The sequence below is a fragment of the Streptomyces sp. NBC_00876 genome, from assembly GCF_045207435.1.
Lineage (GTDB): Bacteria > Actinomycetota > Actinomycetes > Streptomycetales > Streptomycetaceae > Streptomyces.
The window spans coordinates 1,390,658-1,402,040 of the sequence record NZ_CP108800.1; the positions used below are offsets into that span (position 1 = coordinate 1,390,658).

The window sequence follows — 11,383 nt, forward strand, 5'->3', positions numbered from 1 at the left end:
GTCAGTCCTTCGATCCGCGGGAGTTTCTGCCGTCGCGCTTCCTGCCACGCGCGGACGGCACGGTCCGGCCGACGATCACCGAGCGCCGGGAACGCGCTTGCGGTTCGGGTGCGGCCCTGCGGCCGATGGCCTGCCGGACCCCGTAACCGAACGCCGCGACCTTGACCAGCGGGCCGCCGAACGTGGAGGCGACAGTGGTGGAGAGCGCCGAGGCGTTGGAGGTGACCTCCTGCACGTCCGTCGCGATCGCGTCGACCTTGTCGAGCTGGGTCTGCGCGGAGCGTACGGTCGCGGAGGCGTCGGCGAGCAGCGGGACGGCCTGTTCGGTCACGTCCGCCACGAGTTTGGTGGTCGCCCTGAGCGTCTGGGCGAGCCTCACCAGCACGACGGCGAGGAACGAAACCAGGATCGCCCAGAAGACGGCCACCAGGATCCCGGCCACCTCACCACCGGACACAGTGCACCGCTCTCTGGCTTGTCGTCTGTCTCTGTCTTGATCTCTGTCTTGCTTGCTCTGCTCGTTCGGTGACGGCCGTCGCGGCAGCCGATCACCGTCCCCCGAGCCTATCGCGCCGGGGCCGAGGCCCTGTACCGCATTACCGGCGTGCACGGCGGGAGTTCCCGCAACGAGATTGTACGGAGAGCTTTCAAGCCAGTACTCTGCGTGTTTCATGCGACGCTCCCAGCGCCCCTTCCCCCACCCGGACGACTCCGGTTACCCGGACAGCGCCCCGAGCGGCCCCGCGCCCACGCTCCGGGGCAATCTGCCGGCCGAGCTGAACAGATTCGTGGGGCGCGACAGCGAGTTGGCCGATCTTGTACGGCTGCTGGAGGGGTCCCGGCTCGTCACGGTCGCCGGAGTGGGCGGGGTCGGCAAGACCCGGCTGGCCACCAGAGCGGCGGCGCTCATGGAGAAACGGTACTGCGACGGGGTATGGCTGGTGGAGCTGTCCGCCGTCCACGACGCCGCACTGCTGGAACACGCCCTGGTCGACGCGCTGGGACTCACCGACCACACCAACAGGCCGCCCCGCACGACACTCCTCGAACACTGCGCCGATCGCCATCTCCTGCTGGTGATCGACGGTTTCGAGCATCTCGTGGACGCCTGCGCCGAGTTGGTACGGGACCTGCTGCGCCGGGCCCCTCGGCTGCGGGTTCTGGCCGCCGGCCGGCTGCCCCTGGAACTCGCCGGTGAGGCCACGTACTCACTCGCGACCATGACCGACGAGGACGCGCTCCTGCTCTTCGCCGAGCGCGCCGCGGCGGTGCGGCCGGACTTCCGGCTCACCGAGCACACCCGCGGCCCGGCCCGGGAACTGTGCCGGCGGCTGGACGGGATCCCCCTCGCGCTGGAACTGGCGGCCGGCCGGCTGCGCGCCCTGTCGGCCGAACAGGTGCTGCAGCGCCTCGACGACCGCTTCCGGCTGCTGACCGGAGGCTGCCGCAGCGCACCCGCCCGCCACCAGACGCTCCGCACGGCGATCGGCTGGAGTCATGAGCTCTGCGCCCCGCAGCAGCGGCTGCTGTGGGCACGGCTCTCCGTCTTCGCCGGACAGTTCGACCTGGAGGCGGTCGAGTACATCTGCAGCGGCCCCGATCTGCCGGCCGATTCGGTGCTCGATGTGCTCTCCGGGCTGCTGGCGCAGTCCGTGGTCCTGCGCGAGGACTCACCGGCGGGCACCCGCTACCGGATGCTGGAGACCGTGCGCGAGTACGGAGCCGAGTGGCTCGCGGCCACGGGCGACACCGAGCGGCTGCGCCGACGGCACCGGGACTGGTTCCTCGGGCTCGCGACCTGGTGCGAACTCGACTGGTTCAGCCCACGGCAGGCCGAGGTGGCGGCCCGGGTGGAGAGCGAACTGCCGAATCTGCGGCGGGCCATGGAGTGCTCGCTGGACAGCCCGGACGAGGCGCATCTCGCGCAGTACCTGGCCGGCACGCTCTGGTTCCTGTGGGTCGGCTGCGGGCGGCTCTCGGAGGGGCGGCACTGGCTGGACCACGTGCTGGAGGAGGAGACCCCGTACGACGCCTCCCGGCTGAAGGCGCTGTGGGTGCTCGGCTACGTCGCGGTGCTGCAAGGGGATCCGGTGGGTGCGATCTCGGCGCTGACGGAGTGCCGGGAGGAGGCGGATCTGGCGGGCGACGCCACGGCGGCCGCGTACGCCGTGCACCGCACCGGCTGCCTGGCCCTCGTCACGGACGACATGGCGCGCGCGCAGGACCTCCTGCACGACGCGCTCGGCCGCTACGGGGAACTCGGCGAGCTGAACAGCAATGTGCTGATGGCCCAGGTCGAGCTGGCCATGGCGATCGGGTTCCGGGGCGATCTTGACCGTGCGGTGGTGATCTGCGAAGAGGTCCGGGACATCTGCGAGGACCACGGGGAGCGGTGGGCGCTCAGTTACGCCTTGTACGTGCTGGCCTTCGCCACGCTGCAGCGCGGCCGCCCGGAGCGGGCGCGGGAGCTGCTCGGGCAGTCGCTGGCCATCAGCCACGCCTTCCACGACCTGCTCGGCACGGTGCTCGCGCTGGAACTGCTGGCGCTCGTCACGGTGGTCGAGGGCGAGGCGGCCGAGGCGGCGCTGCTCCAGGGCGCCGCCGACCGGATCTGGCCATCGGTCGGGCTGCCGCTGTTCGGTTCGGCGTACTACGGAGCGCCGCGCGCCCGTTGCTCGGAGCTGGCCCTCCACGAGCTGGGCGAGGTGCGGTACGCGTCGGGTCTGCGCGCGGGCAGGGCGCTGGGGGCGGACGCGGTGGTCGCCAGGGCGCTGGCGGCGCGGCCCGGCAAGCGGCCCGGGGCGGCGGAGGCCGGTGACGGCGAACCGTCCGCCGCCGTGCCGGCGCCCGCGAGAACGCGAAAGCCCGCCGCCTCCCCGACATCGGGAAGGGGCGGGCCTGAGCGCTGGTGAAGAGCGACTACGCCTGAATCAGCGGGCGTAGTACTCGACGACGAGCTGCTCGTCGCAGATCACGGGGATTTCCTTGCGGTTCGGGTCCCGGTCAAGGCGGAAGGCCAGGGCCTTCAGGTTCACCTGCAGGTAGCGCGGGGTCTCACCGTCGGTGTCGTAACCACCCTCGCGGGCAACCTGGAAGGGGTACTTCTCGCGGCTGCGCTCGCGGACCATGACGATGTCGTCCGGACGGACACGGAACGACGGCTTGTCGACCTTGCCACCGTTGACCTCGATGTGGCCGTGGACGACCATCTGGCGGGCCTGGTAGATCGTCTTGGCGATGCCCGAACGAAGAACCAGGGCGTCGAGGCGACGCTCGAGCTCGACGACGAGTGCCTCGCCCGTCTTGCCTTCGGCCTTCTTGGCGCGGTCGTAGGCACGCGCCATCTGGCGCTCGCTGATGTCGTACTGGGCGCGCAGACGCTGCTTCTCGAGCAGACGGACCTTGTAGTCCGAGTTCTGCTTGCGGCCGCGGCCGTGCTCGCCCGGCGGGTAGGGGCGGGCCTCGAAGTACTTGACGGCCTTCGGCGTCAGCGCAATGCCGAGCGCGCGGCTCTTCTTGACCTTGGGACGCGACTGATTAGGCACGTTCTCCAGACCTCCGTTGTAGGTTAGGTTAGGCTCACCTTACTCAAGGAGATCGCATGTCTCGCCCTGGGAACACCACACACGTCACGGACAGCACAGACAGCGGCAGCACACATGAAGGTGCTGCTACGACGGAAGGCCGATCTGATCGTGGTCAGCCGCGTCCCAGCGGGCTTGAAAACACACGGATGCCGTCAGCAGCCGAGCGCACACGAACTCTCGTACAGAGTACCTGCTCCGCGGTACTGCTCATCCCCGGGCTGGAGAGGGCGGGCTCGGACCAGCTGATGCCGCTGTCCCGCAGCGTGGGTCCCGAAGGGGATCTCTTCCTCGAGTTCCCCCTGGATTCCCCGGCCGTACGGGCCGCGACGCACGCCCAGGACGACGAGCTGTCGGCCGTGCTGGAGATCACGGACGTCGCCCCGGTCTCCGTACCCCACCGTATCCGCGGCCGGGCCCGCGTCTGCGGCTGGCTCACCTCCGTGCCCGGCATGGCGGGTCCCGGCCGGATGCTGCTGCGGCTGGAGACGGGCGAGGCCCATGTCGAGGACCTCTGGGGCGCGGAGCCGGTGGATCCCGAGGACTTCCGGGATGCGGCCGCCGACCCGCTCGTCGAGCACGAGACGGAACTGCTCCAGCATCTGCACGCGGCACACGGCGAACAGCTTCAGACCCTGTGTGAGCTGCTCGGCGAGCGGGCGGCCCGTGCCTGCGCGACGAGCCGGCCGTCCGTGGTGCCGGTCGCGCTGGACCGTCTCGGGCTGCGGGTCCGGTTCTTCGAACGCAACGGCGGGTGCTTCGACGCGCGCTTCGAGTTCCCCGAGCCGGTGCGCGACGTGGTGGAGCTCAGTCACGCCATGCACACCCTCTTCGAAGCGGCCGCGCACTGATACCCGTGGGTTGCGGTCTACGGGCTGTCGGGCGCGCTCGCGGCGCCGCCGTCGTCGTCGCCCGCACGGCCCAGACGCTCACGGACCCGGTCCGCCACATCCGCGTACCGCGCCTCCGCCCCGTAGCGGGTGGGCCGGTAGTAGCGCTTGTCGCGGACGGCGTCCGGGGCGTACTGCTGAGCGGCGATGCCGCCCGGGACGTCGTGCGGATAGACGTAGCCCTGGGCGTGGCCCAGTTTGGCCGCGCCCTTGTAGTGGCCGTCGCGCAGATGGGCCGGGACGGGGCCGGCCAGCCCCTTCCGCACGTCCTCCTGGGCCGCGAAGATCGCCAGTGTCGCCGCGTTGGACTTCGGGGCGAGCGCCAGCGCGATCGTGGCGTGGCCCAGGGTGAGCGCCGCCTCCGGGAAGCCGATCATCGCGACGGCCTGGGCCGCCGCGACCGCGGTGGGCAGCGCCGTGGGATCCGCGAGGCCGATGTCCTCGCTGGCCGAGATCATCAGCCGCCGGGCGATGAACCGGGGGTCCTCCCCCGCCTCGATCATCCGGGCCAGATAGTGCAGCGCCGCGTCGACGTCGGAGCCGCGGATCGACTTGATCAGGGCACTCGCCACGTCGTAGTGCTGGTCGCCGTCGCGGTCGTACTTCACGGCCGCCCGGTCGACGGTCTCCTCCAGGGTGAGGAGGGTGATCTCCTCCTCCTGTTTGGACATCGCTGCACCGGCCGCGGCCTCCAGGGCCGTCAGTGCGCGTCGCGCGTCGCCCCCCGCGATGCGCAGCAGATGTGCCTGGGCGTCCTCGTTCAGCGTCACCGCTCCGCCGAGTCCGCGCTCGTCGGTCAGGGCCCGGTGGAGCAGCCCGCGCAGATCGTCGTCGGTCAGCGATTCCAGCGTCAGCAGCAGTGAACGCGAGAGCAGCGGGGAGATGATCGAGAAGTACGGATTCTCGGTGGTCGCGGCGATCAGCGTCACCCAGCGGTTCTCCACGGCCGGGAGCAGCGAGTCCTGCTGCGCCTTGGAGAAGCGGTGGATCTCGTCCAGGAAGAGGACGGTCTCCTTGCCGTAGCCGCCGGTGGCGCGGCGGGCCCCCTCGATCACGGCCCGGACTTCCTTGACGCCTGCGGTGATCGCGGAGAGCTCGACGAAGCGCTTGTTGGTGGCCTTGCTGACCACGTACGCCAGGGTCGTCTTCCCGATGCCGGGCGGGCCCCAGAGGATCACCGACGACGGGCCGGCCGGTCCCCCGCTTCCTTCGCCGACGAGGCGGCGCAGCGGCGAGCCCGGCTTGAGCAGATGCTGCTGGCCCACGACCTCGTCGAGGGTACGCGGACGCATCCGGACAGCGAGGGGGCTGCTGGACGGGTCCTTCTCCTGGCGGTCTTCGGCAGCTGCGGTAAAGAGGTCGGGCTCCACGTTTTGAAGCCTATGTCACCGCACCGACATCCCCGCCGGGCCGGTCACCGCACGACGTCTGCGCCGGGCCGGCGGGCCCGGCGGCGGGGCGGGTCAGCTGGTCCAGAAGTCCCACCAGCGCGTCAGGATCAGCATCCCGATGATGCCGATCCACAGGACCGGCGGGACCCAGTGGAACTCGGTGAGTCCGTTGCGCAGCCAGCTGGGCGCGGGAATGATCCGGTGCTTGATGTTGTGCGTGGTGACGTAGCAGAACATGAAGATCGTGGCGACCCAGGCCAGGCAGCACCACAGGCAGAGCGAGTTGATGCTGTACAGCGACTGGTACTGGAGCCAGGTGCAGAATCCGACCCCGAACAGCGTGCCCGCGTTCATCCCGAGCCAGTACCAGCTGCGGAAGCGGGCTCCGGCCAGCAGGGCCAGTCCGATGCCGATGATCACGGAGTAGGTGACGAGTCCGAGCATCGGGTTGGGGAAGCCGAAGGCCGCCGCCTGCTCGCTCTTCATGATGTTGCCGCAGGCCACCACCGGGTTGAGGCTGCAGCCCGGGGTGAAGTTGGGGTCCTCGAGAAGCTTGAACTTGTCGATCGTGATGACCCACGCGGCAAGGAGTCCCGCAGCGCCCGTGATCACCAGCAGCAGTGCGAACGCGCGACTGCCGCCGATGGTCCTCTTGCCGCCGTCCTCGTCCTGGTCGGAGGAGGGATGGTCAACTGCTGCAGTCGTCATATCGCCGTTCCGTCAGTGAGTAGCCTGCTGGGCACGGTCATTCTGCCGTACGCGTCCGCCGGTCTCCCGTTCGATGCGGATAAAGACCTGTACCGGAAACAGGCCCGCGGGGCACGGGGCGCGGGCTGCCCGGAGGCCTTCCGGGTCAGGGCCGAACGCGCAGGTGACGTACGCGGACTGCGACGGCGCCGCGGCGAACCGGCCGTGCCCTCGGGCATGTTCCGGACCGGGCCGGGCGTCACCGCGCCTGCGCAAGGAAACGTCCGGCAGGGTGAACGGGCGCTCGCCGGGTTGACGGTACGGAAAGTCGTGACGCACCGCGCCCGTTGGCGCACTGCCGGACCTCCGGCGCCGGGAGCGGGGCGGGCCGGGTGGCTCACCGGGTCGCGGGCGGGCTGTACGGCCCGCCCACGACCCGGATTCGGTCATCCGAGGCGCGCGCGGACCGCCTCGGTCACATCGGCGACCGGCACGGCCGTCTGCTCGCCGGACTCCATGTCCTTGAGCTGGACGATCCCCTCGGCCAGATCGCGCTCGCCGGCCACGATCGTGAACCGCGCGCCTGAGCGGTTGGCGCTCTTCATCGCACCCTTGAGACCGCGGCCCCCGAACGCGAAGTCCGCGGCCACGCCCTCGCGGCGCAGCCGCGTCACGACGCCGAACAGCACCCGGCGCGCCTCCTCGCCGAGCGGGACGGCGAAGACGCTGGTGGTGGAGGGCAGTTCGAGCTCGATGCCCTCCGCCTCCAGGGCGAGCACGGTGCGGTCCACGCCGAGCGCCCAGCCCACCGACGGGAGCGCCGGGCCGCCGATCATCTCGGACAGTCCGTCGTACCTGCCGCCGCCGCCGACCGCCGACTGCGAGCCCAGTCCGTCGTGGACGAACTCGAAGGTGGTGCGGGTGTAGTAGTCGAGGCCGCGGACGAGCCTCTCGTCGTCCTCGTACACGACGCCTGCCGCGTTGAGCAGGTCCCGGACCTCCTCGTGGTACGCCTTGCAGGCGTCGCACAGGTAGTCGCGCAGCACCGGCGCACCGGTCAGCTGCTTCTGGACCTCGGGGCGCTTGTCGTCGAGGACCCGGAGCGGGTTGATCTCGATGCGGCGGCGGGTCTCCTCGTCGAGGTCGAGCTCGCGCAGGAAGCCCTGGAGCGCGTCGCGGTAGACGGGCCGGCACTCCTTGTCACCCAGCGAGTTCAGCAGGATGCGGAACTCACGCAGGCCCAGGGCGCGGTACGCCTGATCGGCAAGAATGATCAGTTCGGCGTCGAGCGCCGGGTCCTCGGCGCCGATCGCCTCGGCACCGACCTGCGAGAAGTGCCGGTAACGGCCCTTCTGCGGGCGCTCGTAGCGGTAGTACGAGCCGGAGTACCAGAGCTTCACCGGCAGGTTGCCGAGCTTGTGGAGGTTGGCCTCCAGCGCGGCGCGCAGCACGGACGCGGTGCCCTCGGGGCGCAGGGCGAGCTCGGAGCCGCCCTTGGTGGTGAGGGTGTACATCTCCTTGGACACGATGTCGGTGGACTCACCGACACCGCGCGAGAAGAGGGCCACGTCCTCGAAGCCGGGGGTCTCGATGTAGCCGTAGCCGGAGTTCTTCAGCGGTGCGGAGATCGCCTCGCGCACCGCGAGGTACTTCGCGGAGTCGGGCGGGGTCAGGTCGTACGTGCCCTTGGGGGCCTTGAAGGTGCTCACGATGTCGCTCTCGTCACATTCCTCGTCGGGGCGCGTCCATACCGCTCAGATACGGATTGGTGGCGCGCTCGCGGCCGATGGTCGTCTGGGGGCCGTGGCCGGACAGCACCACGGTCGAGTCGTCGAGCGGCAGGCACACGCGGGCCAGCGACTCGAGGAGCTCGGCGTGGTCGCCGCCGGGCAGGTCGGTGCGTCCGACGGAGCCGGCGAAGAGCAGGTCGCCCGAGAAGAGAACCTGCGGAACCTCCGCGGCCTCGGGCATCCTGAACGTCACCGACCCCTTGGTATGGCCGGGCGCATGCGAGACGCCGAACTCCATGCCCGCCAGCAGCAGCCGGGCGCCGTCGCTCAGCTCCTTGACGTCGTCCGGCTCCCCCACCGTCAGCTCGCCCATGAGCGGCATCCCGATGGAGCGGCCGAGGGCCTTCTCCGGGTCGCTCATCATGTACCGGTCCTCGGGGTGGATCCAGGCAGGGACATCGTGTGCGCCGCACACCGGGACGACCGACGCGACATGGTCGATGTGGCCGTGGGTGAGCACGACCGCGACGGGCTTCAGCCGATGCTTCTTCAGCGCTTCCTCGACCCCGGACGCGGCCTGGTGGCCCGGGTCGATGATCACGCACTCCTCGCCTGCGGCGGGGGCGACCAGGTAACAGTTGGTCCCCCAGGCCCCGGCGGGGAACCCGGCAATGAGCACGATCGTCCTTAATGGTCGTCCGACGGGAGAGGGCTGCCGCGAGGTCGCAGCAGTTCAGAGCCTACCGGCGCTCCTCATTCCACAGCTAACCCATATACGGTACGGGGCAACCCAGGCCCGATCACACGACGTCAAGGAGATCACCCGGTGGTCAGCAGCGATCAGCGGCGGCGGCAGCTCGCCAGGGAGAAGTTCGAGCGGCAGCAGCAGCGCCGGGAGGAGGCCCGCCACAGGACGCGGCGGCTGACGCTCATCATCACTTCCGCGGTGGCCGTGGTGGCGGTCATCGGCGGCGCCACGTACTTCGCCACCAGCGGCGACGACAAGGACGACAAGGCGGACGCGGCCGCGAGCCAGAGCCCGTCCGCGGAGCCGTCGCCCTCGGCGAGCGAGAAGAGCGCGCCCGAGCCGGCGATGAAGATCGACAAAAAGGCGAAGTACACGATGTCGCTCAAGACGAGCCAGGGCGACATAGCGTTCACGATGGACGCGGCGAAGACTCCGCACACCGCGAACTCCTTCAAGTCGCTCGCCGACAAGAAGTTCTTCGACGGCACGAAGTGTCACCGTCTGACCACGAGCGGCATTTTCGTCCTCCAGTGCGGCGACCCCAAGGGCGACGGCACCGGTGGTCCCGGCTACACGATTCCCGACGAGAACCTGACCGCGCTGGGCAAGGCGGGCGCCGACGGCACGGTGACCTACCCGGCGGGCACGGTGGCGATGGCCAACACCGGTCAGGCTCACACCGGCGGAAGCCAGTTCTTCCTCGTGTACAAGGACAGCAAACTGCCGCCCAGCTACACGCCGTTCGGCACGATGGACAAGGACTCGCTCAAGGCCGTCGAGGCCATCGGCAAGGCGGGCGTGACCGGCGGCGCCGCCGACGGTGCGCCGAAGAAGGCCGTGAACATCACGAAGGCGGCGGTCGGCAAGGCGTGAGCCCGTCGGGCCCGGCCTGATCCGTACGAAGGCGCTCGGCGCGGTCGAATAATTTCGGCCGCGCTGAGTGCGGACAGCCGGGCGGCCCTTCGCCTAGATTGGCGTTGTGCAGGGCGGGCGCTGCCCGCCCCAGGAAACTGTGGACGATGCCAGGGGGGCGAACCCTCTCGGGGGCATCAGGTGGAGGAGGCGCTGTGACCAGCGACCCGTGGGGCCGTGTCGATGAGACGGGCACCGTGTACGTGCGTACAGCCGACGGCGAGCAGGTTGTCGGATCGTGGCAGGCCGGTTCTCCGGAGGAGGCCCTGGCCTACTTCGAGCGCAAGTACGAGGGCATTGTGGTCGAGATCGGCCTCCTCGAGCGGCGGGTGAAGACCACCGACCTGTCGGCGAAGGACGCGACGACCGCCATCGAGCATCTGCGCGGGCAGGTCGACGAGCACCATGCCGTCGGCGACCTGGACGCGCTGCGCAAGCGGCTGGACGCCCTGGTGGCGACGGTCGACTCGCGACGCGAGGAGCGCAAGGCCCAGAAGGCGAAGCAGACCGACGAGGCGAAGCACGCCAAGGAGGCTCTGGTCGTCGAGGCCGAGGAGCTGGCGCAGAGCGAGCAGTGGCGCTCCGCGGGCGAGCGGCTGCGCGCCCTCGTCGACACCTGGAAGGGGCTGCCGCGGCTCGACCGCAAGTCGGACGACGAGCTGTGGCACCGCTTCTCGCACGCCCGCTCGGCGTTCTCCAAGCGCCGCAAGGCCCACTTCGCCTCGCTGGACGCCCAGCGCGAGGAGGCCCGCAAGGCCAAGGAGAAGCTGGTCGTCGAGGCCGAGTCGCTCTCCGGCTCCACCGACTGGGGCACGACGGCCGCCCGTTACCGCGACCTGATGACGGAGTGGAAGGCGGCGGGCCGCGCTCAGCGCGAGGCCGAGGACGACCTGTGGAACCGTTTCCGCGGCGCCCAGGACGTCTTCTTCGCCGCCCGCAGCGGGGTCTTCGCCGAGCGGGACGCGGAGCAGGGCGGGAACCTCACGCTCAAGGAGGAGCTCGCCGTCGAGGCCGAGAAGCTGGTGCCGGTGAAGGACCTGAAGGCGGCCAGGGCCGCGTTCAGGGCCCTCAACGAGCGCTGGGAGGCCATCGGCCACGTACCGCGTGACGCCCGCCCGAAGGTCGAGGGCCGGATGCAGGCGGTGGAGCGGGCGCTCCAGGAGGCCGAGGAGTCGGAGTGGCGCCGGACCAACCCGGAGGCACGTGCCCGTGCCGCGGGTCTGACCGGGCAGCTCCAGGCGGCCGTCGACAAGCTGCGTACGCAGATCGACACGGCCCGCGCCTCGGGCAACAACGCCCGTGCGGACAAGCTGGCCCGTGAGCTGGAGGGCCGGCAGGCGCTCCTGGACCAGGCGCTCAAGGGCCTGGAGGAGTTCGGCGGCTGATCCGGCCCCGGCAGGACATGGAGCGGGCCCCGGTACGCATTGCGTACCGGGGCCCG

General features: G+C 70.4%; 10 protein-coding genes. 4 read left to right on the forward strand and 6 right to left on the reverse strand.

Features of this window, described 5'->3' with window-relative positions; genetic code table 11:
* Position 1: 1 nt before the first annotated feature.
* Positions 2-442, reverse strand: coding sequence for a DUF948 domain-containing protein (locus OG782_RS05995; RefSeq protein WP_406458873.1), 441 nt, complete (start codon positions 440-442; stop codon positions 2-4).
* Positions 443-671: 229 nt separating this feature from the next.
* On the opposite strand from OG782_RS05995, the gene OG782_RS06000 reads away from it, so the two are divergent.
* Positions 672-2,912, forward strand: coding sequence for an ATP-binding protein (locus OG782_RS06000; protein WP_406448352.1), 2,241 nt, complete (start codon positions 672-674; stop codon positions 2,910-2,912).
* Positions 2,913-2,930: 18 nt separating this feature from the next.
* On the opposite strand, the gene rpsD is transcribed toward OG782_RS06000, so the two are convergent.
* Positions 2,931-3,545 (reverse strand): 30S ribosomal protein S4, encoded by a 615-nt coding sequence (rpsD, locus tag OG782_RS06005; RefSeq protein ID WP_136327444.1) that lies wholly within the window; start codon positions 3,543-3,545, stop codon positions 2,931-2,933.
* Between the two features lie 188 nt (positions 3,546-3,733).
* Between rpsD and OG782_RS06010 the strand changes: the two genes are divergently transcribed.
* Complete coding sequence (locus OG782_RS06010) at positions 3,734-4,435, forward strand: DUF2470 domain-containing protein (protein WP_406448353.1); 702 nt, start codon at positions 3,734-3,736, stop codon at positions 4,433-4,435.
* Positions 4,436-4,452: 17 nt separating this feature from the next.
* Here OG782_RS06010 and OG782_RS06015 read toward each other — a convergent pair whose 3' ends face one another.
* The 4 genes from OG782_RS06015 to OG782_RS06030 form a co-directional block, all read right to left on the reverse strand.
* Positions 4,453-5,844, reverse strand: a complete 1,392-nt coding sequence (locus OG782_RS06015) for a replication-associated recombination protein A (RefSeq protein ID WP_406448354.1) — start codon at positions 5,842-5,844, stop codon at positions 4,453-4,455.
* 93 nt (positions 5,845-5,937) lie between these two features.
* Positions 5,938-6,573, reverse strand: a complete 636-nt coding sequence (locus OG782_RS06020) for a vitamin K epoxide reductase family protein (protein ID WP_406448355.1) — start codon at positions 6,571-6,573, stop codon at positions 5,938-5,940.
* 425 nt (positions 6,574-6,998) lie between these two features.
* Positions 6,999-8,261 (reverse strand): histidine--tRNA ligase, encoded by a 1,263-nt coding sequence (gene hisS / locus OG782_RS06025; RefSeq protein ID WP_406448356.1) that lies wholly within the window; start codon positions 8,259-8,261, stop codon positions 6,999-7,001.
* Between the two features lie 13 nt (positions 8,262-8,274).
* Positions 8,275-8,961 carry an MBL fold metallo-hydrolase gene (locus OG782_RS06030; RefSeq protein ID WP_385281197.1) on the reverse strand — a complete coding sequence of 229 codons (687 nt, stop codon included), beginning with the start codon at positions 8,959-8,961 and terminating at the stop codon, positions 8,275-8,277.
* Positions 8,962-9,108: 147 nt separating this feature from the next.
* Here OG782_RS06030 and OG782_RS06035 point away from each other — a divergent pair, with 147 nt between their 5' ends.
* Positions 9,109-9,903 carry a peptidylprolyl isomerase gene (locus OG782_RS06035; protein ID WP_406448357.1) on the forward strand — a complete coding sequence of 265 codons (795 nt, stop codon included), beginning with the start codon at positions 9,109-9,111 and terminating at the stop codon, positions 9,901-9,903.
* 194 nt (positions 9,904-10,097) lie between these two features.
* Positions 10,098-11,327: a DUF349 domain-containing protein gene (locus OG782_RS06040; protein WP_406448358.1), complete on the forward strand. Its 1,230-nt coding sequence runs from the start codon at positions 10,098-10,100 to the stop codon at positions 11,325-11,327.
* The last annotated feature ends 56 nt before the right edge of the window (positions 11,328-11,383 follow it).

Coding starts and splice junctions, on each gene's coding strand:
- OG782_RS06010 (WP_406448353.1), top strand. CDS start 3,734: ATGCCGTCAGCAGCCGAGCGCACACGAACTCTCGTACAGAGTACCTGC.
- OG782_RS06000 (WP_406448352.1), top strand. CDS start 672: ATGCGACGCTCCCAGCGCCCCTTCCCCCACCCGGACGACTCCGGTTAC.
- OG782_RS06020 (WP_406448355.1), bottom strand. CDS start 6,573: ATGACGACTGCAGCAGTTGACCATCCCTCCTCCGACCAGGACGAGGAC.